Source organism: Streptomyces sp. NPDC026672 (assembly GCF_040638185.1).
Lineage (GTDB): Bacteria > Actinomycetota > Actinomycetes > Streptomycetales > Streptomycetaceae > Streptomyces.
Genome location: NZ_JBEZXS010000003.1, coordinates 40896 through 61697 on the forward strand (window position 1 = coordinate 40896; position 20802 = coordinate 61697).

Consider the following 20802-nt stretch of genomic DNA (forward strand, 5'->3'; position numbering starts at 1 on the left):
GAAAGGAGCCCTCGTGACAGCGTCGACGTCAGCGGCAGGCGGCCAGGACGCGGGCGCCGAGGACACGGGGTACGAGCCGGACCCGCGCAGGTGGCGGGCCCTGTGGGTCACGCTGGTGGCCGGCTTCATGAGCCTGCTGGACGTCACGATCGTGGCGGTCGCCCTGCCCACCGTCCAGCGCGAGCTGCACGCCTCCCCCGCGCAGGTGCAGTGGGTGGTGTCCGGATACGCCCTCACCTTCGCCCTCGCCCTGGTCACCGCGGGCCGCCTCGGCGACGCCCTCGACCGGCGCCGTATCTTCCTGCTCGCCCTCAGCGGGTTCGTGGTCTTCAGCGCGGCGTGCGGTGCCGCACCCGACATCACGCTCCTGGTGGTGGCCCGCCTCGCCCAGGGGCTCGCGGCAGGTTTCATGGCGCCGCAGAACTCCGCGCTCATCCAGCAGCTGTTCCGCGGCGCCGAACGCGGGCGGGCCTTCGGTCTCTTCGGCGCGACCGTCGGCGTCTCCTCCGCCGTGGGCCCCCTCACCGGCGGCGCCATCCTGGCCCTCGCCTCCGGCGCCCAGGGCTGGCGGTGGATCTTCTACGTCAACGTGCCCATCGGCATCGTCGCCGTACTCCTCGGGCGCCGTCTGCTGCCCCGGGTACGGCGGTCCGGCCGGGGGCACGTCGACGTGCCGGGTGTCCTGCTGCTCGGCCTCGGTGTCCTCGCCCTCATGTTCCCGCTGGTCCAGGCCGACTCCGGCGGTCTCGGACGGCTGTGGTGGCTGTTCCCCGCGGGCGCCGTGATCCTCGTCGGCTTCGCGCGGTGGCAGCGCCGCCTCGTCCACCGCGGCACGCCGCCGCTGCTCGATCCGCGCCTGTTCACGACGGTGCGCGGGTACGCCGTCGGGGCCGGTGTCGGCACGCTCTACTTCATCGGCTTCAGCGGGGTGTGGCTCGTCTTCGCGCTCTACTACCAGCACGGTCTCGGCTTCACCCCGTTCCGGTCCGGTCTCGCGGTCACCCCCTTCGCCCTCGGCTCCGCGAGCGCGGCCGTCGTCGCGGGCCGGCTCGTCGACCGGCTCGGGCGGCTGCTCACGGTGTGCGGTCTGACCGCCGTGATCGTCGGCCTGGGCGGCACCGCGCTCCTGCTGCACCACGCCTCCCCCGGCGCCGGCCCCTGGCTGGCGGCCCCGCTGCTCCTCCTCGGCGGCATCGGCAGCGGTTTTGTGGTGTCGCCCAACATCACCATGACCCTGCGGGACGTACCCGTGCACATGGCGGGCGCGGCCGGCGGCGCCCTCCAGACCGGGCAGCGGCTGGGCGCCGCCGTGGGCACGGCGGCGCTGCCCGGCCTCTTCTACGTGGTGCTCGCCAGGAGCGACGACTATCCGACGGCCCTCCTCACCGCGCTCGGGGCCGCGCTGGCCGGCATGGCGGCGGCGCTCGCCCTGGCGACGTTCGACTGGCAGCACGACCGGCGCGCCCGCAAGCCGCACCGCAGGTGCCCGGAGGAGGTCGCCAACAGTCCGGTCCACTCCCGCCAGTCCTGACGTCCCGGGGGCACCGGCTCGCTCCGGCTCCCCGTCCGAGCTCACGGGCGGGGGTTACCATGACCTTGTGAGTCAGAAAAGCGAATCGACCAATCTCGGAGCCCCCCGGGTCTGCTCCATCGCCGACGCGCTCGACGTCGTCGGAGAACGCTGGAGCCTGCTCGTCCTGCGGGAACTGGGTTTCGGCGTCCACCGCTTCAAGGACATCCAGGTCAACACGGGTGCCCCGCGGGAGACGCTGGCGCTGCGGCTGCGCAAGCTGGAGGAGACCGGGGTCGTCGAGCGCCGCCGCTACTGCGAACGGCCGCCCCGCGACGAGTACGTCCTCACGGCCATGGGCCAGGACCTCACCCCCGTGCTCGGCGCGCTGCGCACATGGGGCGAACGGCACGTCACCCCCGCCCTGCGGACGGACACCGGGACGGCGGCGCAGCACTGACGACGTGTCAGCACCGGTCGGTCGGCGGTTCCTTTCGCGGGCCCTACACGTCCGGTGGCACAGTGGCGCCTGCCACGGGACACGGCGGACGGTCCGTGTCCACGTCGGCCTCGTACGAATGAGCAGGTCAGGAAAGGCTGTCATGAGCAATCACCCCTTCCGTTTCGGTGTCAGTCTGCTGAACGTCGGCTCCCGGTCCGCCTGGCGCGACCGGGTGCGCCAGGCGGAGGACCTGGGGTACGACGTGCTCCAGGTCCCCGACCACCTGGGTATGACGTCGCCGTTCCCGGCGCTGGTGGCCGCGGCGGACGTGACGGGCATGCGGCTGGGCACGTTCGTGCTCAACACCGGCATCCTCAGCCCGGCGTATCTGGCCCGGGACGCCGCAGACGCGCAGCGGCTCACCGACGGGCGCCTGGAGCTGGGGCTCGGCGCCGGGTACGTCCCGGCCGAGTTCGAGGCCGCGGGGGTGCCGTTCGGCAGTGGCGGGGAGCGGCTGCGGAAGCTGGAGGCCACCCTGGCCGCGACACGTGCGCTGCTCGCGGAGCAGACGGACGTGCCCGCGCCGCCGATCATGCTGGGAGGTGCCGGGGACCGCATGCTGGCGCTGGCCGGGCGGGAGGCCGACATCTTCAGCTTCTCGGTCATGGCCGGGGTGACGCCGGGCCTCGCTCCCGAGGAGGCGTTCGGCCGGCGTGTGCGGGTGCTGCGGGAGGCCGCGGGAGACCGCGCCGACGACATCGAACTGAACCTGTTCGTCGCGGCGGTGGGAGAGAGCCTGGAGAAGCTCGACCTCACGATCATCCGCCAGGCCAGCGGGATGGACGACGAGCAACTGGGCCGGCTGCCCGGTGTGCTGGCCGGTTCGCCGCGGGAGATCGCCGACCGGCTCCGGCGCTACCGCGAGGAGTTCGGCACCAGCTACATCAGCGTCCTGGAGCCCCATATGACCGCCTTCGCGGAGGTCGTCCGGCACCTGCGCTGACACTCCGCCCCTCGGCCGCCCCCGGCGGGGCGCATCGCGCGGCGCCGCCGAAGGCACGGTCGGACCAGGGTGCTCAGGCGGCGGCCGGGAGGGGCTCGCGGCCGTCGATCTCCGGGTCGTACCTCCAGGCCAGGAGGGCGAACCAGACCACGGTCAGCAGGGCCTGCGGGGACAGCCAGAGGTTGGACAGGACGGCGCCGAAGAAGGTGTAGAGCGCGAGCCAGAGTCCGCTGACCGTGCCGACGACGCGGATGGGGGCGTAGCGGCACGGCAGGGACACCGCGACGGTCCACACCCCGGCGAGTATGTGTCCGCCGAGCCGCACCGGCCACGCGATGTCGTAGGGCACGTCGTTGATCAGCATGGCGCCGGTGGTGATGTCGAGCGCGAGCCAGCAGAACCCTGCGGCCTTGGCCCAGTCCGGCCCGTTCATCCGGCTCACCACGAACAGGATCGACAGGTGGAACAGCACCCCGACGGCCTCGCCGGCCGGTGAGCCCTCGGTGGCCAGCCCCAGGACGAGCGTCGGGACGAACAGGACGATCGGCACGACGGCGAGCGTACGGAAGCGGGGGGTCTCGCGAAGTTGGGTCAGCATGGCCTTGTCCAGTCGTAGTGGATAACACTTATCCACTTAGGTCGGCGAAGCTAGCACGACCGGATGCGCCTCATCCACTTCTGGTTATGCTGCTGACGTGACCCCGCCTCCGCACCCAGGCCGTGACCTGCGCGACTCCGAACAGCCCGACCGGGAAAGGCCGTTGCGGCGCGACGCGGAGCGCAACCGGCAGCGGATCATCGAGGCGGCGCGCGAGGTGTTCGCCGCCCACGGGGTGAGCGCGGGGCTCAACGACATCGCCCGCCACGCCGGAGTGGGCGTCGGTACCGTCTACCGCCGCTTCCCCGACAAGGAGGAACTGGTCAGGGTCGCCCTGGAGGAGCACCTCACGAGCCTGGTGGCCCTGGTCGACGAAGGGCTCGCCGCGGCCGACCCCTGGGAGGGATTCAGCCATGTCGTGCGCCGGGCCGTGGAGATGAACGTCGCCGACCGCGGTCTGCGCGACGTCGCCTTCAGTTCGGCCCCCGGCCGGCGGCAGGTGGACGCCCTGCGCGAGGGCATCGTGCCCGGCATGGGCGAACTCCTGCGGCGCGCCCAGCGGGACGGCAGCGCGCGGCCCGACGTCACCGTCACCGACCTCATCATGCTGATGCTCATGATCACGGAGTTCGCGCAGCGCAGCGCCCCGGTGCGCCCCGAGGCGTTCCGGCGCTACCTGGAGCTGGTGATCGGTTCCCTGCGCGCCCTGCCCGAGGGCCGTGCGGACGACCTGCCGGTGACGGTCGGAGCGGAGGACGCCAGGGCGATCGCGGAACACTGGAGCCACCGCCCCCGCTGACCCGGCGGCCCGCTGACCCGGCGGCCCGCTGACCGCGTGCCCACCGGCCCGCACCCGCCACCCCGCCCGGCCGGTCTCACCGCGACCGCCCATCCGACCGCGACCGCCGGCACCGGTCGCCGGCCTCACCGCGACCGCCGATCCCCGCGCCGACGGTCACCACGGCCCGTCGGCCCCGCCCCCGGTCAGCCACCAACCACCAACCGTCCGAGGTCACTTCGTCCTGCCGCCCCCACCCCCGCCGAAGGAGCCGCTGGAGCCCGGTTCCCAGCGCGGGCGGCTCTGGTCGCCGCCGGTCCTGCTGGGGGAGTTCCCGAGGTGGTGCGGCCTGAGCCGCGCGCTCTCGTCCGCGGCCCGGGGCACCTCGTTCGGCTCGCGCATCTCCCGCTCCTCGAACACCGGACCCGAGTCGGGCAGCCGGGGCTGCTCGTCGGGCCGGGGCGGCGCGGGCTCGTCGCGCCGCACCCGGATGCCCAGGCGTACGGCCCACACCAGCGCGGCCGTCACGAGCAGACCGAAGACGACGATGACCACGGCACCCGCCACGGATCCCGCGGCGGCCAGCTGCTCAGCTGTCGTATTCATGGTCCCCGGGTACCCCTCCCCCGCCCCCGAATGCGCCGGACCACGGGACACCCGCGCACCGGACGGGAGGCCGCCCCGTCCCGTCCTGCGGTCAGCCGCCGTGCGGACCGGTCGCGCGCCGTCCCGCCGGACGCGCCGCCCCGGTGTCCTCCGCGGGCGTCCTGCCGGCGGTGCGGGCGTGGTCGGCGGCCCACGTGGACAGCACCGTCAGGGCCTCGTCCGACGGCGACCCCGGATCGGCGAGGAAGGTGTAGAGGGTCTGCCCGGGGTCGCCGGGAAAGGTCAGCGCCTCGCTGCGCAGCGTGAGGTCGCCCACGATCGGATGGTGGAGGACCTTCGTGCCGTAGCTGTGGACGACGACCTTCTGCACGGCCCACCAGCGGCGGAACAGGTCGCTCTTCATGGACAGTTCGCCCACGAGTTCGGCGGTGCGGGCGTCGTCGGGATGGCGGGCGGCGTCCATGCGCAGGGTGCCCACGAACTCGGAGGCGACCCGCTCCCAGGTGTCCCCGAACAGCGACCGGGCGGCCTCGTCGAGCATCACCCAGCGGGCGGCGTTGCGCTCCCGCACGGGCATCGCGTCGAAGTCGGCGAGCACCACCCGGGCCATGCGGTTGGACGCCAGGATGTCGGTGCGGCGCCCGAGGACGAAGGCCGGGGTGTCGCCGAGACGGGCGAGCAGCGCGTGCACCCCGGGCCGCACCTTCTGCGCGGTACGGCCCGCGCGGCGGCGGGCGGGGGCGGGCCGGCGGGCCACCGCGTGCAGATAGCTGCGCTCGGCCGGGTCGAGCCGGAGCGCGTCGGCGAGCGCGTCGAGGACGGCTTCCGACGGGGTGATGGGCCTGCCCTGTTCCAGGCGCGTGTAGTAGTCCACGCTCACGCCCGCCAGCGCGGCCAGTTCCTCCCTGCGCAGCCCCGGGACCCGGCGGGGTGCCGGGTCGTGGATGCCGAGCAGCCGCGGGTCGATCGCCGCGCGCCGGGCGCGCAGGAAGTCGCCGAGCCCTTCGTTCCGTTCCATGGGGCCCATCGTCGCGCGCCCGGACCCGTGGCGCAGCGGCGAAGGTGGCCCTCCGGTTCCCAGGAAGCGGGGGGCCGGTTCCGCGGTCCTCACGGGCGTCCCGCGGCGGTTGGCTGGAGAGCGGGACGCACCCGGTCGGGGTGCTCCCCCTCACCTCGCCGTGCACGGACGCACGGCCGATCCCCAGGAGTTCTCCCATGTCTTCCACCTGGCTCATCACCGGCGCGACCTCGGGCTTCGGCCGGCTCGTCGCCGAACGCGCGCTGGCCGCCGGCGCCCATGTGATCGCCGTGGGCCGGCGCGGCGACCGGCTCGCCGAGCTGGCCGACCGCGCCCCGCGCGGGCAGGTCGACCCCCTCACGCTGGACATCACCTCGCCCGGGACGGAGGAGGCGCTGGCCGCCGCCGTACGGTCCGCGGGCGGCCTCGACGTCCTGGTGAACAACGCGGGGTACGGGCTGTTCGGGTCCGTCGAGCAGATCGGCGCCGACGAGGTGCGCGCGATCTTCGACACCAATGTGCTGGCCAATCTCGCCGTGCTGCGCGCCACGCTTCCCGCGCTGCGGGCCTCCGGCGGCCGGATCGTCCAACTCTCCTCGCTCATCGGCCAGTTCGCCTGGCCCTCATCGGGCCTCTACTCGGCGACCAAGGGCGCCGTCGAGCTGTTCAGCGAGGCCCTGGCCCATGAACTGGCGCCCACCGGGGCCAAGGTGACCATCGTCGAACCGGGCACCTTCGCCACGGAGTTCTCCACCAGCCTGCACGTCGTCGCCCCGGACGACGTCTACGCGCCGACCGTCGGGAAGTTCCTCTCCGACTTCGCGGCGCTGCCGGCCGAGGCGTTCGGCGACCCCGAGGCCGTCGCGGACGCGATCATGGCGGTCACGGAGATGGCGGAGCCTCCGCTGCGACTGGCCGTGGGCGCCGACGCCGTCGAGGGCATCCGGGCCTCGCTCCGCTCCCGCCTGGCCGAACTGGACCGCTGGGAGTCCTTCTCGCGCACTCCGGTCCGCGAGGGCGTCTGACCGTTCCCGCCGCGAGCACCGGGAGACGGCCGCCGCCGGGAGACACGCCCGTTCTCCGCGAGACCCGCCCGCTTCCCGGGGCAGGCGGCCCGCTTCCCCGGGGGCCGACCGTCCGCCGTGCGGGGCCACCCCCGGAAAGCGGGCGGCCCCGGGAAAACAGACGCCGCGGGAGAACGGGACCCTCCGCCGACCGGCCCCCTATGCCCTAGCGCGGATCGGCCACCACGTCGGCCGCGGCGTCATCCGTGGTGCCTGCACCGACACCGGCCCCGGCCGTGCCCTCGGCGGCCGGGGCGACTTCGCGCGCCAGTCGTGCGACGGTGTGCTCGATGTCCACGTCGTGTCCGTTCAGGCACCGGACGGCCGGGACGAGCAGGGCGCCGCAGTCGTCGTGCACCAGATCGACACCGCGCGGCGTGCCGTCCGCCGTCTGCCCCCACCGCATCAGCGAGACGAACAGCGGGAACAGGGCGCGGCCCCGCTCGGTCAGCACGTACTCGTGGCGGGTGCGCGTGCCCGGCTCGCGGTAGGGCCGGCGCTCCAGCAGACCGTCGGCGACCAGTTGCCGCAGCCGTTTGGACGCCACGGTCTCGGCGAGCCCGGTGCGGCGGACGAGGTCGTCGAAGCGGCGCCCGCCGTAGAACGCCTCGCGCACCAGCATCATCGCGGACCGGGTGCCGATCAGCTCCAGCGACCGCTCGACCGCGCACCATCCGGTCGCGGTCCAGGCGTCGCGGTCGGTGAACGCTCCCGCGCGGGTGAACACCATGCCGTCGCCACTCAGATCATCGCTGTTCATGAGACCCATCCTAGCCTGACTAGCTTTTCAAGCAGTCAGATGGCTAAGCTCCCTGGCTATGCAAAACGACAGTCAGCGCGGGGTGGGCATGGTGACCGGTCGCCCCGACGCTCCACCCGCCCCGGGCACCACCGGCCCCTCGTCCGCCCCGGCCGGCTCCTCCCCCAGCCCCTGGCCGGGCGTCATCGTCGTGTGTCTCGGCGTGATGATGGCGTTCGTCAACGTCTCCTCCACCATCTCGGCGCTGGCCTCGATCCAGCGGGACCTGCACCCGTCGACCAGCGCCCTGGTGTGGGTGACGAGCGCGTACTCGCTGGTCGTCGTCAGCCTGGTGATGTCCGCGGGCACCCTCGCCGACCTGGTCGGCCGACGCGCGGTCTTCCTCGGCGGAGCGGTCGTCTTCACCGCCGGCAGCCTCATGGCCTACGCCTCGGACAGCTCCGGCCTGCTGATCACGGCGCAGGCCGTGATGGGCGTCGGCGGCGCGGCCGTGCTCCCGTCCAGCCTGTCGATCGTCAGCCACTCGTTCACCGACCCGCACGAGCGCACCCGGGCCATCAGCGTGTGGGCCAGCTGCTCCGGCCTCGGCCTGGCCGTCGGACCGCTCGGCGTGGGCGTGCTCCTCAACAGCTTCTCCTGGCACTCGGCATACCTGATCAACGTCGTGATCGGTGCCGTGGCCGTCGTGCTGACGCCGCTGCTGGTGAACGAGTCCAAGCACCCCACGCGCCGCCTCGACCTGGTCGGCGTCCCGCTGTGCACCGTCGCGATAGCCTCGGCGACCTACGCGATCATCGAGGGCGGTTCGGTGGGCTACACCTCCGGCCGGATCGTCACGATGTACGCCGTCTTCGCCGTGTCGCTCGTCCTGTTCCTGATCGCCGAGACCCGGCACCACGACCCGATGCTGGACCTGCGGCTGTTCCGCAGCCGGTCCTTCTCCGCCGTCATGGGCGTCGCGACGTCGACCATGTTCGGCTTCGTCGGCACCTCGCTGCTCGCCGTGCTGTACATGGAGCGGGTGCAGCAGCTGTCGGCGCTCGCCACCGCCGTACGGCTGCTGGCGATGTTCGCCACCTATGTCGTCGCCAGCGCGTTCGCCGGGCGGTTCGTCCAGCGGCTCGGCTTCACCCTGACCCTGACCGCGGGCCTCGCGACCCTCGGCGTCGGGGCGCTCGCGCTGCTGGCCACCGGCCCCTTCAGCGGCTACGACACGCTGTGGCCGGGCCTGTTCGTCGCGGGCGTCGGCTCCGCGCTGCTGATGGCGCCCTCCACGGCCGCCGCGGTGAACAGCGTGCCGCGGCTCCAGGCGGGCATGGCCAGCGCCTCCGTCAACATGTTCCGCCAGCTCGGCGCGGTGCTGGGCCCGAGTGTCCTGGGCACCATCGTGACGACCCGCTTCCCGCACTACCTGGAGGACCGGCTGACCTCCTCCGGCGTCCCCGCGCCCGAGGCCGCGAAGATCACCGACGGCGCGGTCCACGGCGGCACGGGCACGGGGCTGCCGCCCGAGCTCGCCCGCACCGTGGCGGACTCCGCGGCCCGCGCCTTCACCGACGCCGTCCACCTCGGACTGCTCATCGGCGGCATCGTCCTGCTCGTCATGGCGGTCCCCACGGCCCTGTTCGTACGCCACCGCAACGAGCCGGCCGGCTGAGGACCACCGCACGCGCGAAGGGCCCGGTTGCCGCCGGGCCCTTCGCGCGTGCGCGACGGCACCACGGACTCGCGCACCGTCCCCTTCCGCTTCCTCATCCGGCCGCGGCGGACGTGGCCGGGAGCGTCACACGTCCGCCCTGACGGCGACCAGCCGCTCGCTGAGGTCCCACAGTCGGCGCGCCGCCTCCGGGTCGACGGCGTGCGGGGCGACGCCCACCGGCCACTCCCCGCGCAGGCCCTTCTCCAGGTCGTCCGGGGAGGCCATCGGCGAGACCTCGTTGTTCTCGCAGAACACACCGCCGAGGCCGGCCAGCTTCGGGCTGGTCGCGCACCACACGCTGGTGGACGCGCCCTGCTCCGCCGTCTTCGCGCCCCGCTCGGGGTCGATGACCGGCTTCCCGTCCTCGTCGACGAGGTTCATCGCGCGGCGGTCCGCCTCGGTCGCCCACGGGGACAGGTCGGTGGTGATGATGGAGCCCGGGTGCAGCGAGAAGCCCCGGATGCCGTCCGCCGCACCGCGCCGGTCGAGTTCGAGCGCGAACAGGATGTTCGCCGACTTGGACTGGGCGTAGCCCATCCAGTCGTCGTAGGGCCGGTGCTCGAAGTTCGGGTCGTCGAGGTGCACGGGCGACAGGCGGTGGGCCCACGCCGACACGGCGACGACCCGGGCGCCCCGGGCGCGGCGCAGCGCCGGCCACAGCCCGGTGGTGAGCTGGAAGTGCCCGAGGTGGTTGGTGGCGAAGTGGGCCTCGTAGCCGCGCGCGTCGCGGGTGAGCGGCACCCGCATGATGCCCGCGCTGTTGACGAGCATGTGCAGCGGGCGGCCGGAGTCGAGGAACGACGTGACGAACGCGTCCACGGACGCCGGGTCCTGGAGGTCCAGGGAGGCGATCTCGACCCGGTCGACGCCGGCCAGTCGCGCCCGTGCCTTGTCGGGGTGGCGGACCGGGACCACGACCGCCGCCCCGGCGGCGCTCAGCGCCCGCGTGGTCTCCAGGCCGACGCCGGAGTGGCCGCCGGTGACGACGGCGACACGTCCGGAGAGGTCGATCCCGGCGACGACGTCCAGCGCGGTCGAGGCGGCGGTGAAGCCGGAGCCGATGGGGTGTTGCGGGCTGGGCATGGTTCTCCTCGGTCGAATGGGCTTCATGCGCCCGCCGGAAGCGGGCACCTCACCAGTCTCGACAGCCCCTCCTGGACTTTGAATGCTTGAGCGTCCATGTTCCTTGTGCGAGAGTACGAGCATGGTGGCTGATCCCCTCTCCGACGCCCTGGCCGTCGTCCACGCCCGCTGCACGATCACCGGGGGTTTCACCGCGGCCGGCGACTGGGCGATGCGCTTTCGGCCCACCGCTCCGCTCAAGCTGGACGCGGTGGTGCGCGGCGGCTGCTGGTTCCTCGCCGAGGACCGGCCGCCGATGCTCCTGGAGGCCGGGGACGTCCTGGTCCTCAACCGGACCGAGACGGTCGTCCTCGCCTCCGACCCCGGGATCGAGCCGGTCGAGGCGGCGGACACGATCCCGGAGGGCGCGGCGGGCGACACCGGGCTGCCCCATGTGGGCACGGCGCCGCCCACCGGCGCGGAGACGGTCCTCATCGGCGGCCACGTCGAGATGAACGCCAACGGTCACGACCTGCTGCTGGCCACGCTGCCTCGCACGACGCTGGTGACGGACCGCCACCGTGAGGCGGCCGAACTGCGCCGCATCCTCACGGTCCTGCTGGAGGAGCGCTTCGCGGACCGTCCGGGCGCGCGGTTCGCGTCCGCCGAGTACGCCCAGCTGCTCCTGCTCGAAGTCCTCCGGCTGCTCCTGCGGCAGGGAGCCGCCGAGCGTCCCGGCTGGCTCGGGCTGCTGTCCGACCCGGCGCTGCGGCCGGCCCTCGCCCTCATCCACGAGGACCCGGCCAGGGCGTGGACGCTGGAGGAGCTGGCGCGCGCCGCCTCGATGTCCCGCAGCGCCTTCGCGAGCCGGTTCAAGAAGGCCGCCGCCCAGCCCGCCGTGGCCTATCTCAACCGGTGGCGCATCCGTCTCGCGCAGCAGGCGCTGCGGGAGACGGACACGACCGTCGCGGCGCTCGCGAGCACCCTCGGGTACGCCTCGGAGAGCTCCCTCAGCCACGCCTTCCGCCGGGTCATCGGCGTCACCCCCGGCCAGTACCGCCGCGCGACACGGACCCCGGAGACCGTGCCGAGCGTCCGATGAACCCCGGACCGCGGAGCAAGAACCACGGACGGCGACCTCCAAGGTGTACGGCGTCGGCTGAGCACCGGCACCCCGCCGCCCCGCCGCTCCCCGCTCCCCGCTCCCCGCTCCCCGCTCCCCGGAGTGTGCCCGTTCACCGCGCGAAGGGCCCCCCGGTCCCGTAGGGTCGCCGTACCGCTACGGCAGGACGGGCGGTGCGGCGCCTTCGTGCGGGCGCGGACGGCAGCTCGACCGATCAGGAGTGCCCCATGTCGGGACAGTTCGAAGCGATGGCCGAGGTCGACCGGCCCGTCGACGAGGTGTTCGCCTATCTCGCCGACGGGCGCAACGATCCGCAGTTCAGCCCGCGGGTGCTCAGGATCGAGCGGGTCCCCGACACCCCGACGGCCGTGGGCACGGTGTTCCGGAGCACGGTCAAGGACGCGGGGATGCGCACCGCGCGGGAGTTCCGCGTCACGGCCCTCGAAGCCCCGGTCAAGATCCGGTGGGCCGAGGTCTCCAAGAACATCGTGACGGCGCGTGAGGGCGGCTACGACCTGGAACCACTGGGCGACGGCAGGACCCGGGTACGGATCTTCAACACCCTGGAGGGCCACGGGCTGGGCAAGCTCCTCGTCGGCCTGGCGCTCTCCGCCGCCCGCAAGGACGCCGACGCCTTCGGCCTGCGCATCAAGACGGCGGCCGAGACGGCGATCCCACCGCGCTGACGGCACCCGCACGGCCGACGGCGTACGCACGCCGTCCCGCCCACGGCGTACGGCCCCGGCCGGAAGCGTCCGAATTTCGTCGTTGCCTCTCCCCCTCCGGTGACCCACGCTGCACCTGACCACGTGCGTTCGCCGGGGGGGGCGGGTGTTGTGCTGCGCATACATTTCACGCGGGAAGACGTGGGGCGGGTCCGGATGGCACAGTGCCCCGATCCGCTCTGGGAGACCGTCTGTAGCCTGCACAGACTCCAGACCTCGGCGGGCCGCTGGGCGTACGCCGACTGGTACCGCACGGCCCGCGTCGGTCTGGCGGGCACCCCGCTCGGCGGCGCGGTGCGGCGCCTGCTGGTGCCGATGGTGCGGCGGGCCCGCTACTTCCCCGACTTCCTCACCCCGCCCGAGGCCGCGGACGGCCTGGCCCGGGGCCTCGCGGCGATCGTCGACACACCGCCCGAGCGGGTGGAGCGCGAGGTGCGCAGGATGGACCTGATCACCGGCGCGCCGTCCTGGGCCGGACGCCTGGTGGAACGGTCCACGCGCGAGGAGTTCACGCGGGCGCTGCGCACGTACTACGACGTCGTGGTCGCCCCCTCCGAGGACCTGATGCGCGCCCGGCTGGACGCCGAGGGCGCGCTGCGGGCCCGCGAGAGCCTGGCGGGCGGGGTCGAGACGCTGCTGGCGGGTCTGACGGCGGACGCCCGCTGGAGCCCGCCCGTCCTGCACATCGGCTACGTCGAGGACCGCGACCTGTATCTGCGCGGCCGGGGCCTGCTGTTGGTGCCCACGTACTTCTGCTGGCAGACGCCGATCACCCTCGTCGACGACGAACTCCAGCCAGTCCTGGTCTGCCCCCTGCGCGACTCCCGGCCCGCCGTCGACCCACCGCAGGACACGGAGGCGCTCACGGCGCTGCTCGGCCGCACCCGCGCCGCCGCCCTGCGCATCCTGGTCCACGGCGCGACGACGTCCGAACTGGCCCGCGCCCTCGGTGTGTCACCGGGCACGGCCACCCATCACACCACGGTCCTGCGCGACGCGGGCCTGGTCACCAGCAGCCGCTCGCAGAACAGCGTGCTGCACGTCCTCACCCCGCTGGGAGCGGCCGTGCTGCGCCGCGCCCGCGGCGACGCCGGGGCGGGACTCCGCGACACGGCCCTGTCCGCGGACTGAGCCCACCGGGCGCGACAGGCAGATGACGCAGGCGCCGAGCAAGAGGTTCCAAACCGTCGCACTCCCTCACAAACGGCGCTTCGGAGCGGCGAGTTCCGCCCGGTCACGTGCCTCTTTCCACCACGCTCGAAGGTGGTGGCGCACCCGGGTCGCCACCTGCCAGCGTGTCCGGCGACATACCGGTGGGCGGCAGGCACGACGGCCGCCGCCCGCACGAGACGAAAGCAGGACACACATGAACCGAGCTCTCGTCGCCGGCGCGGCCGCGCTGGCCTCCGCCGCCGCCTGCCTGGTGTTCGCCCCGGCCGCCTCGGCGGCGCCCGCGGCCCCCGCGGCCTGTGTCACCCAGTCCCTCACCACCGGCCCCCAGGGAGGCGTGGGCACCATCCGCACCAAGTCGGCCACCAGCACCTGCGGTGACCTCAACCTCACCTACTCGGACGACTCCACGTCCACGCTCGGCGACCGCTACGCCGGCCGGCTGCGCAACTCCAGCGGTGTGTGGAGCACCTGCTCCAAGGGGTACGTCTGGGCGTCCGACGGCAGCCACAGCGTCAACGACTCGACGTACTGGCTGTGTACGGACGTCCGCGACAACACGCCGTTCACCGTGGCCAGTTACTACGACGGTGGCGACTCGGTGCAGATCACGCACTGACCCGGTCACCGGTCCGCGGGGCACCGCCGGGGCGGCGGCCCCGCGGACCGGCCGGTGCCCCGCGCGGGCGCGCCGGTCCGGGGTGAGGGGTCATGTCCCAGCGGAGCGAGGAGCGTTCGACCATGGCCCGACCGCGACACCCGGGCAGACTCGTCATGAACGGCGTGGCCGCACTCGCCGCAGGGCTGCTCACCGCGGCGTGCTCGGCGCAGGCAGCGCCCGCTCCCGCGCCGCGGGACACCACCGCGCCCGCACCGGCCGCGGTCACCTACCGGGCACCGGACGACGTGACGCGCATGCTGTTCCCGGCGACCGGCGCCGAGACCCGCTGGACCCAGGGCCTGGACGCCCTCGGACAGCAGGTGGCCGGGACCGTGACCGTCACCTGCGCACGGCGCGCGGGCCGGGCCCTGCCCGAGCAGCCGCCGCCCGCGTTCATCCGCCTCTTCGAGGTGCCCGACCTGGACTTCGTCGCCCGGCACGGCTTCAGCCGCAGCGCACCCGTGCCCGCCCCGGGACCCGTCTCCGGCCCGGCCGGTGGCACGCGGGCCACGACGGCGGAGGGGTGCCGGAAGGAGGGCGCCGCCGCGGCGGCGGACCTGCACGACCGCTACGGCCCGCTCCAGCGGCTGTGGTTCGGCGCGCTGAGCACGCTCGACCGCGGGACCCGGGTGCGCGACGCCCTGGGCACGCTGCCGGACTGCCTCGCCGGGCGGGGGATCAAGGTCGGTGACGAGAACGCGTTCTTCGTCCTGGTGGACTCGCGGCTCGCCGCCGCGCCCGCCGCGGACCGGGCCCGGCTCGACCGGGACCTCGGCCGGGCCTACGCCGACTGCATGCGGCCGGTGGAGGCCGTACGCGATTCCGCGCGGCTGCGACTGCGCGAGGAGTTCCTGCGCGAGCACGCCGGCGAGGTGACCGCCCTGCGCCGCACCCTGCCCGAGGCCCTGCACGACACGGAACGGCGATACGGCCTGCGCCTGGCCTTCCCGGCCCCCTGACCGCCCCGTTCCTCAGCCGCGTACGGCGCGGTCGCGCCCGGCGACCACGGCCGCGCCGGTCAGCGCGATCGCCGCGGCGAGCAGGAACGTGGTGCCGAGGCCGACGGCGTCCACCGCCGCGCCGCCCAGCGCGGATCCGGCGGCGAGGCTGATCTGGATGGTCGCGACGAACATCGCCTGCCCGCTCTCCGCCGCCGCTCCCGCCGTGCGCGCCATGTAGATCTGGAGGCCGATGGGGAGCGCTCCCCAGAACAGGCCCCAGAGCACGACGACGGTGACCGCCGCCGCGGCGTGCCCCTCGGCCCACGGCAGCACCGCCACGGCGGCCGCGGTGAGGGCGAGGAAGGCGACCACCGTCCGCTTCGGGTCGCGGTCCACGAACCGGGTGAACCCGAAGTTGCCGACCAGTCCGGCCAGTCCGAAGCCGAGCAGGACGAGCGTCACGGCGGAGGCGCCGAAGCGGGCGTGGTCCTTGAGGTACGGCTCCAGGTACGTGTACGCGCCGAACTGGGCCACGAACGTGGCGACGCTCGCGATCAGCACCGTACGGGATCGGCCCGTCCGCATGATGCCGAGCAGGGTGCGCGCGGTGCTCGCCGTCGCCGAGGGCAGCGGGGGCAGCAGGACGAGCTGGGCGGCGAGCGCGAGCAGTGCCAGACCGGCGCCCACCCAGAACGCGACCCGCCAGCTCGCGACGCTGCCCAGCGCGGCGCCCAGCGGCAGGCTGGTGACCGTGGCGAGCGCGATGCCGCTGGTGATCGTCGCGGTCGCGCGGGTCGCCCCGCCTGCGTCGACCAGCCGTGGCGCCACGCTCGTGCCGAACACCCAGAAGCCGCCGACCCCGATGCCGAGCAGCACCCGGGCCACCAGCATCACGGCGAGGTTCGGGCTGAGGCCGCCCAGGAGGTCGGAGACGGCGATCAGGGCCGCGAGGAGCACCAGCACCTTGCGGCGGTCGACGCGCCCGGCGAGCAGGGTGGCGGCCGGTGCGGCGACGGTCGCGGCGAGTCCCGGCATCACGACGAGCAGCCCCGCCGTTCCGGGGGAGACGTCCAGGCCGTCGGCGATGTCGGTGAGGAGTCCGATCGGCAGGAACTCCGAGAGGACCAGGCTGAACGAGCAGAAGGCGACCGAGACGACAGCGGCCCAACGGCGCCGCGGCGTCCGCGTGTCGGCGTCGTGACGCGTCACGGACGGGCCGGTGGTCCGCGTGTCGCTCATCGTGTCCCCTTCGGGGTGGTGCGGCCCGCGGGGGCGGCGGGTGCGCGGTGGACGGACTCGTCCCTCATGGCGATCTCCTGATGCGGGAGCGGATGCTGCCGGGCCGACCCTAACACCGTTATTGACCGATCAACCAAAAACTCTTCAGGAGGGACCCGGGCCGAACAGAACGCGCGTGAACTCCTGCTGGACCGCCATATGGTGGGCCTGTCGGGATCAGCCGCTCACGGCGGCCGACCGCTCCTCCCGCTCTTCGGCCTCCGTCCGCCCGGCGGCGTCCGGGCCGGGCTGCTCGCCGACCAGGTCGGGGTGGGCGTACGCCGCCGTGAGCATGGCGATCGTGGCCGTGCGGGCCCGCTCGCGGATCTCCGTGTCCACACCGCTCTTGGCGAGGAACTCGATGCCCTGCATGGCGCTGAGCATGCCGGCGGCGGCCGTGTCGAGGTCCACGCCCTCACGCAGCTGACCCGCCGCGCGCGCCCGTTCGAGCTGGGTGCGCAGCAGGTGGAGGATGCCGTCGTAGGTGCTCCGGGAGAGGTCGCGGACGGTGTCGTCGCGACGCGCCAGGCCGGCGGCGGAGGAGGAGAGGAAACAGCCGTCGGGACCGAGCGGCAGCCGGCCGTCGCCGTCCTCGAACACCACCACGGTCATCAGGGACGCCCAGGGGTCCGTGCTGCACTCCAGGTTCTCGCCGAGGCCACGCACCTGCCCCGCGCAGTACGCGCCGAGCGACCGCGCGAACACGCCGTGCTTGCTGCCGAACGCGCCGTAGAGGCTCTGCGAGGCGACACCCGTCGCCTCGCACAGGTCCTGCATGGTCGTGGCGTCGTAACCGGACTGCCAGAAACGGTCACGAGCCCGCTCAAGGACGTCGCTCTCATCGAACTTGCGTGGTCTGGCCATGGGCCGAGTCTACACTTTTTGATTGCACAACCAAAAACGTGTTAGCTTCCTCGCCACACGGTTTCCCCGTGGACCTCTTCCAAGGAGCACTCCAGTGTCCGATCTCTTCGAGTCCGTGACCGTCGGCAAGTGGACCCTGTCCAACCGGATCGCCATGGCGCCGATGACACGCAGTCGGGCGCGCGCGGACGGCGTCCCCGGCGAGCACGCGGCGACGTACTACGCGCAGCGGGCGACGGCGGGCCTGCTGATCGCCGAGGGCACCCAGCCGAGCGCCGTCGGGCAGGGCTACTTCGACACCCCCGGCATCCACACGCCCGACCAGGTCAGGGGCTGGCGCGAGGTCGCCGACGCGGTGCACGCGGCGGGCGGCACCCTGGTCGTCCAGCTGATGCACGTGGGGCGGGTCGGCCACCCGGACAACAAGAACGGCCTGGAGAACGTGGCGCCCAGCGCGCTCCGGGCACCCGGTGAGATCTTCACCCGCGGCGGCATGCGCCCCTACGCCGTCCCCCGCGAGCTGGCGCCCGACGAGATCCCGGGCATCGTCGAGGAGTTCGCGCGGGCGGCCCGCTCGGCCCGGGAGGCGGGCGTCGACGGTGTGGAGCTGCACGCCGCCAACGGCTATCTGCTGCACCAGTTCCTGGGCGCGACGAGCAACCACCGCACGGACGGCTACGGCGGCGGCCCGACGGCCCGGGCCCGGCTGACGGTCGAGGTCGCGCGGGCGGTCGCGGAGGCCATCGGCGCCGAGCGCGTCGGCGTCCGCATCTCCCCGAGCCACAACATCCTGGGCGTCGTGGAGGACGACCCGGCCGACACCGCGGCCACCTACGGCGCGCTGGTGGACGGGCTGGCGCCGCTCGGTCTGGCGTATCTGCACGCCCTGGCCGATCCGCGCAGCGAGCCGATCCGGGAGCTGCGGGCGCGCTTCGGCGGGACGTTCGTCGCCAACGACGGCTTCGGCAGCGTCACCGACGCCGACTCCGCGCGCCGGATCGTCGAGGAGGGGCTGGCGGACGTCGTGTCGGTGGGCCGCGCCTTCATCGCCAACCCCGACCTCGTACGGCGGTGGCGCGAGGACCGGCCGCTGAACACCGCGGACCCGGACCGCTTCTACGGCGGCGACCACACCGGCTACACGGACTACCCCGCGCTCGCCGACTGAAAGCGCGGGCCTGACTCGGTCGAAGCAGGGAAGTCGTGCTGATGCAGCACACACTCCTGTCGACGAACGAGGTGAGCCATGACGCAGGATCTGACCCCGAAGTACACGGTCCCCGGCATCGAGCGCGAGGCCGCCGGCCGGCTGATCGGTCTGCTCCGGCTCCGTCTGCACGCCTTCAACGATCTGCACCTGACGCTGAAGCACGTGCACTGGAATGTGGTGGGGCCGCACTTCATCGCCGTCCACGAGATGGTCGACCCGCAGGTGGACCGGGTCCGGGACATGGCCGACGACGTGGCGGAGCGCATCGCGGCGCTCGGCGGTGTCGCGCAGGGCACGCCGGGGGCGCTGGTGGCCGAGCGCACCTGGGACGACTACTCCATCGGCCGGGCCGACGCCATCGCCCATCTCGGCGCGCTCGACCTGGTGTACACGGGGGTGATCGAGGCCGTGCGCGCCACGATCAAGGAGGCGGCCGAGATCGACACGGCCACGGAGGACCTGCTGATCGGGCAACTGCGCGATCTGGAGCAGTTCCAGTGGTTCGTGCGGGCCCATCTGGAGAGCGCGGGCGGCACGCTCGCCACGGGCCGGGCGAGGACCGAGGAGGAGGCTGCCGCGAAGGGGGCCGAACTCGGCTGAGCCCGCGCGCGTCGTATCGGCGGCCGGAACCGTCCCTCACCCGGGGCGGGTTCCGGCCGCCGACCGCTGTGCGGGCCCCGCGGAGGACGGCTCCTTCAGCGGTCGCCGGACGGGTCGCGTCGTACACCGCGGCCCCGCCGGAACCTGTCGAGTCCTTCGGAGAGGCCGACGATCCGGTCGGGGTAGTCGAGGGCGGCGCGGTCCGGTTCCGGCAGTCTCCACGGTTCGTGCACGCGTGGTCCTTCGACGTCCGCGAGCTCGGGGACCCAGCGGCGCACATAGGTGCCGTCGGGGTCGTACTTCCTGGCCTGGGCGACCGGGTTGAGGACGCGGTTGGGGCGGGTGTCGGTGCCGGTGCCCGCCACCCACTGCCAGTTGAGCTGGTTGTTGGCGAGGTCCCCGTCGACCAGCCACCGCAGGAAGTGCGCGGCGCCGATCCGCCAGTCGACGTAGAGCGTCTTGGTCAGGAAACTGGCGGTGAGGAGCCGGGCGCGGTTGTGCATCCAGCCCTCGTGGCGCAGTTGCCGCATGGCCGCGTCGACGACCGGGTAGCCGGTGCGGCCCTCGCGCCAGGCGTTGACGTCGTCGCCCGCGTCGTCCTCCGTGCGCCAGTGGTCGCCCTTGGAGCGGTAGTCCGCGCGGGCGGTGTGCGGGCGGGCGGCGAGGACCTGGCGGTGGAAGTCGCGCCAGGCGAGCTGGCGTACGAACGCCTCGGCGCCGGGTCCGCCGTGCCGGGCGGCGCGCTGCACCAGCTCCACCGGGGACAGCGTGCCGAAGTGGAGGGGGGCGGAGAAGCGGGAGGTGGCGTCGGCGGCGAGGGCGTCACGGATCGTCCCGTAGGCGTCCAGGCCGTGTCGCCAGTAGGCCGTCACCTGCCGGCGGGCGTGGCTCTCCCCGCCGGTGGGCAGCCCCGGCGACACATCGCCGCCGGTGCTCTGCGCGGGCACCTCCTCGCCGTGCACGGCGTCGGGGACGGGGACGCGGCGCGGGGCGCGCAGGACCGGGCGCGGCGGCACCCGCGCCCACTGCCGGTGGTACGGCGTGAAGACCGCGAAGTGGTCGGAGGAGGCGGGGGTCACGGTGCCGGGCGGCACGACGACGGTGACCGCGTCGTGCACGACGAGCCGCCGTCCCGCCGCTGCCAGGGCCGTACGCAGCCGCTCCTCCCGGCGCGTGGCGAACCGGCTGTGTCCGGCGGCCATGTGCACCTCGTCGGCCTGCGCCTCGGCGGCGACCCGGCACACCTGTTCCACCGGGTCGCCGGAGCGCACGACGAGCCGGCCGCCGCGCTCCCGCAGCCCGGCGTCCAGGTCGGCCAGACAGCCGTCGAGGTAGGCGGCCCGGTTGGGTGCCGCGAACCCGGCCGCCTCGACGGCACGGTCCCGCACGAACAGGGGGACGACGGCGTCGGCGGCGTCCAGGGCCGCCCGCAGCGGCGGATGGTCGGCCAGCCGCAGATCACCGGTGAACAGGACGACCGAGGCGCGCATGCCCGCCACCCTCCCTCACCCGGGGCCACAACACCCGCCACGGACACGCGTGTCACGGCGCATTCACACGCACGGGAACGGCACCCGGCCGGACATCGGCAGGAGAAGGGGAACCCGTGCGCGTGTGCGGCCTCGACGGCCCGGCGCGGCAACTCGGGCAGGGCGTCGAGGTCTTGGGGGGGGGCGTCGGTGTCGCGGAG

The 20802-nt window shown here is 73.7% G+C and carries 21 protein-coding genes; 13 read left to right on the forward strand and 8 right to left on the reverse strand.

Annotated elements, in window-relative coordinates:
• Positions 1-13 precede the first annotated feature (13 nt).
• From AB0F77_RS03495 to AB0F77_RS03505, 3 genes are all read left to right on the forward strand, one after another.
• A complete protein-coding gene (locus AB0F77_RS03495) occupies positions 14-1531 on the forward strand; it encodes an MFS transporter (RefSeq protein ID WP_361940715.1) in 1518 nt (505 codons plus the stop codon).
• A 67-nt stretch (positions 1532-1598) separates the two neighbouring features.
• A complete protein-coding gene (locus tag AB0F77_RS03500; RefSeq protein ID WP_361940718.1) occupies positions 1599-1970 on the forward strand; it encodes a helix-turn-helix domain-containing protein in 372 nt (123 codons plus the stop codon).
• A 142-nt stretch (positions 1971-2112) separates the two neighbouring features.
• Positions 2113-2955, forward strand: a complete 843-nt coding sequence (locus AB0F77_RS03505) for a TIGR03621 family F420-dependent LLM class oxidoreductase (protein WP_361940721.1) — start codon at positions 2113-2115, stop codon at positions 2953-2955.
• Positions 2956-3028: 73 nt separating this feature from the next.
• Here AB0F77_RS03505 and AB0F77_RS03510 read toward each other — a convergent pair whose 3' ends face one another.
• On the reverse strand, positions 3029-3553 hold the full coding sequence (locus AB0F77_RS03510) for a hypothetical protein (RefSeq protein WP_361940724.1): 525 nt from the start codon (positions 3551-3553) through the stop codon (positions 3029-3031).
• Between the two features lie 97 nt (positions 3554-3650).
• On the opposite strand from AB0F77_RS03510, the gene AB0F77_RS03515 reads away from it, so the two are divergent.
• Complete coding sequence (locus AB0F77_RS03515) at positions 3651-4352, forward strand: helix-turn-helix domain-containing protein (protein WP_361940727.1); 702 nt, start codon at positions 3651-3653, stop codon at positions 4350-4352.
• 213 nt (positions 4353-4565) lie between these two features.
• Here the strand turns inward: AB0F77_RS03515 and AB0F77_RS03520 are convergent, their stop codons facing one another.
• Positions 4566-4937, reverse strand: a complete 372-nt coding sequence (locus AB0F77_RS03520; protein WP_361940730.1) for a DUF6479 family protein — start codon at positions 4935-4937, stop codon at positions 4566-4568.
• 91 nt (positions 4938-5028) lie between these two features.
• Complete coding sequence (locus AB0F77_RS03525) at positions 5029-5955, reverse strand: helix-turn-helix transcriptional regulator (protein WP_361940733.1); 927 nt, start codon at positions 5953-5955, stop codon at positions 5029-5031.
• Positions 5956-6152: 197 nt separating this feature from the next.
• Here AB0F77_RS03525 and AB0F77_RS03530 point away from each other — a divergent pair, with 197 nt between their 5' ends.
• Positions 6153-6980 (forward strand): SDR family NAD(P)-dependent oxidoreductase, encoded by an 828-nt coding sequence (locus tag AB0F77_RS03530; RefSeq protein WP_361940736.1) that lies wholly within the window; start codon positions 6153-6155, stop codon positions 6978-6980.
• A gap of 205 nt (positions 6981-7185) precedes the next feature.
• Here AB0F77_RS03530 and AB0F77_RS03535 read toward each other — a convergent pair whose 3' ends face one another.
• A complete protein-coding gene (locus AB0F77_RS03535) occupies positions 7186-7779 on the reverse strand; it encodes a helix-turn-helix domain-containing protein (RefSeq protein ID WP_361940739.1) in 594 nt (197 codons plus the stop codon).
• 58 nt (positions 7780-7837) lie between these two features.
• Here AB0F77_RS03535 and AB0F77_RS03540 point away from each other — a divergent pair, with 58 nt between their 5' ends.
• Positions 7838-9436 (forward strand): MFS transporter, encoded by a 1599-nt coding sequence (locus AB0F77_RS03540; RefSeq protein WP_361940742.1) that lies wholly within the window; start codon positions 7838-7840, stop codon positions 9434-9436.
• Between the two features lie 126 nt (positions 9437-9562).
• On the opposite strand, the gene AB0F77_RS03545 is transcribed toward AB0F77_RS03540, so the two are convergent.
• Positions 9563-10561, reverse strand: coding sequence for an oxidoreductase (locus tag AB0F77_RS03545; protein ID WP_361940745.1), 999 nt, complete (start codon positions 10559-10561; stop codon positions 9563-9565).
• Positions 10562-10682: 121 nt separating this feature from the next.
• Between AB0F77_RS03545 and AB0F77_RS03550 the strand changes: the two genes are divergently transcribed.
• The 5 genes from AB0F77_RS03550 to AB0F77_RS03570 all read left to right on the forward strand — a co-directional run bounded on the left by AB0F77_RS03550 (position 10683) and on the right by AB0F77_RS03570 (position 15178).
• Positions 10683-11642 carry an AraC family transcriptional regulator gene (locus AB0F77_RS03550; protein ID WP_361940748.1) on the forward strand — a complete coding sequence of 320 codons (960 nt, stop codon included), beginning with the start codon at positions 10683-10685 and terminating at the stop codon, positions 11640-11642.
• Positions 11643-11890: 248 nt separating this feature from the next.
• On the forward strand, positions 11891-12349 hold the full coding sequence (locus tag AB0F77_RS03555) for an SRPBCC family protein (RefSeq protein ID WP_361940751.1): 459 nt from the start codon (positions 11891-11893) through the stop codon (positions 12347-12349).
• 195 nt (positions 12350-12544) lie between these two features.
• A complete protein-coding gene (locus tag AB0F77_RS03560) occupies positions 12545-13519 on the forward strand; it encodes a winged helix-turn-helix domain-containing protein (protein ID WP_361940754.1) in 975 nt (324 codons plus the stop codon).
• A gap of 235 nt (positions 13520-13754) precedes the next feature.
• Positions 13755-14177, forward strand: a complete 423-nt coding sequence (locus tag AB0F77_RS03565; RefSeq protein WP_361940757.1) for a hypothetical protein — start codon at positions 13755-13757, stop codon at positions 14175-14177.
• 122 nt (positions 14178-14299) lie between these two features.
• Entirely contained in the window at positions 14300-15178 is an 879-nt protein-coding gene (locus AB0F77_RS03570; protein ID WP_361940760.1) for a hypothetical protein, read from the forward strand.
• Positions 15179-15190: 12 nt separating this feature from the next.
• Here the strand turns inward: AB0F77_RS03570 and AB0F77_RS03575 are convergent, their stop codons facing one another.
• Together AB0F77_RS03575 and AB0F77_RS03580 are read right to left on the reverse strand one after the other, a co-directional pair.
• On the reverse strand, positions 15191-16399 hold the full coding sequence (locus AB0F77_RS03575; protein WP_361940763.1) for an MFS transporter: 1209 nt from the start codon (positions 16397-16399) through the stop codon (positions 15191-15193).
• A gap of 216 nt (positions 16400-16615) precedes the next feature.
• Positions 16616-17302 carry a TetR/AcrR family transcriptional regulator gene (locus tag AB0F77_RS03580; RefSeq protein WP_361940766.1) on the reverse strand — a complete coding sequence of 229 codons (687 nt, stop codon included), beginning with the start codon at positions 17300-17302 and terminating at the stop codon, positions 16616-16618.
• A gap of 94 nt (positions 17303-17396) precedes the next feature.
• Here AB0F77_RS03580 and AB0F77_RS03585 point away from each other — a divergent pair, with 94 nt between their 5' ends.
• Both AB0F77_RS03585 and AB0F77_RS03590 read left to right on the forward strand, forming a co-directional pair.
• Positions 17397-18470: an alkene reductase gene (locus AB0F77_RS03585; RefSeq protein ID WP_361940769.1), complete on the forward strand. Its 1074-nt coding sequence runs from the start codon at positions 17397-17399 to the stop codon at positions 18468-18470.
• A 78-nt stretch (positions 18471-18548) separates the two neighbouring features.
• A complete protein-coding gene (locus AB0F77_RS03590) occupies positions 18549-19112 on the forward strand; it encodes a DNA starvation/stationary phase protection protein (RefSeq protein WP_361940772.1) in 564 nt (187 codons plus the stop codon).
• A 95-nt stretch (positions 19113-19207) separates the two neighbouring features.
• Here AB0F77_RS03590 and AB0F77_RS03595 read toward each other — a convergent pair whose 3' ends face one another.
• Positions 19208-20602 carry a deoxyribodipyrimidine photo-lyase gene (locus AB0F77_RS03595; protein WP_361940775.1) on the reverse strand — a complete coding sequence of 465 codons (1395 nt, stop codon included), beginning with the start codon at positions 20600-20602 and terminating at the stop codon, positions 19208-19210.
• Positions 20603-20802 lie beyond the last annotated feature (200 nt).

What these genes read in the sequence shown, in the direction of transcription:
- AB0F77_RS03505 (WP_361940721.1), top strand. Translation starts at nt 2,113, where the DNA reads ATGAGCAATCACCCCTTCCGTTTCGGTGTCAGTCTGCTGAACGTCGGC.
- AB0F77_RS03510 (WP_361940724.1), bottom strand. Translation starts at nt 3,553, where the DNA reads ATGCTGACCCAACTTCGCGAGACCCCCCGCTTCCGTACGCTCGCCGTC.
- AB0F77_RS03520 (WP_361940730.1), bottom strand. Translation starts at nt 4,937, where the DNA reads ATGAATACGACAGCTGAGCAGCTGGCCGCCGCGGGATCCGTGGCGGGT.
- AB0F77_RS03525 (WP_361940733.1), bottom strand. Translation starts at nt 5,955, where the DNA reads ATGGAACGGAACGAAGGGCTCGGCGACTTCCTGCGCGCCCGGCGCGCG.
- AB0F77_RS03530 (WP_361940736.1), top strand. Translation starts at nt 6,153, where the DNA reads ATGTCTTCCACCTGGCTCATCACCGGCGCGACCTCGGGCTTCGGCCGG.
- AB0F77_RS03535 (WP_361940739.1), bottom strand. Translation starts at nt 7,779, where the DNA reads ATGAACAGCGATGATCTGAGTGGCGACGGCATGGTGTTCACCCGCGCG.
- AB0F77_RS03540 (WP_361940742.1), top strand. Translation starts at nt 7,838, where the DNA reads ATGCAAAACGACAGTCAGCGCGGGGTGGGCATGGTGACCGGTCGCCCC.
- AB0F77_RS03545 (WP_361940745.1), bottom strand. Translation starts at nt 10,561, where the DNA reads ATGCCCAGCCCGCAACACCCCATCGGCTCCGGCTTCACCGCCGCCTCG.
- AB0F77_RS03550 (WP_361940748.1), top strand. Translation starts at nt 10,683, where the DNA reads ATGGTGGCTGATCCCCTCTCCGACGCCCTGGCCGTCGTCCACGCCCGC.
- AB0F77_RS03555 (WP_361940751.1), top strand. Translation starts at nt 11,891, where the DNA reads ATGTCGGGACAGTTCGAAGCGATGGCCGAGGTCGACCGGCCCGTCGAC.
- AB0F77_RS03560 (WP_361940754.1), top strand. Translation starts at nt 12,545, where the DNA reads ATGGCACAGTGCCCCGATCCGCTCTGGGAGACCGTCTGTAGCCTGCAC.
- AB0F77_RS03565 (WP_361940757.1), top strand. Translation starts at nt 13,755, where the DNA reads ATGAACCGAGCTCTCGTCGCCGGCGCGGCCGCGCTGGCCTCCGCCGCC.
- AB0F77_RS03570 (WP_361940760.1), top strand. Translation starts at nt 14,300, where the DNA reads ATGGCCCGACCGCGACACCCGGGCAGACTCGTCATGAACGGCGTGGCC.
- AB0F77_RS03575 (WP_361940763.1), bottom strand. Translation starts at nt 16,399, where the DNA reads ATGAGCGACACGCGGACCACCGGCCCGTCCGTGACGCGTCACGACGCC.
- AB0F77_RS03580 (WP_361940766.1), bottom strand. Translation starts at nt 17,302, where the DNA reads ATGGCCAGACCACGCAAGTTCGATGAGAGCGACGTCCTTGAGCGGGCT.
- AB0F77_RS03590 (WP_361940772.1), top strand. Translation starts at nt 18,549, where the DNA reads ATGACGCAGGATCTGACCCCGAAGTACACGGTCCCCGGCATCGAGCGC.
- AB0F77_RS03595 (WP_361940775.1), bottom strand. Translation starts at nt 20,602, where the DNA reads ATGCGCGCCTCGGTCGTCCTGTTCACCGGTGATCTGCGGCTGGCCGAC.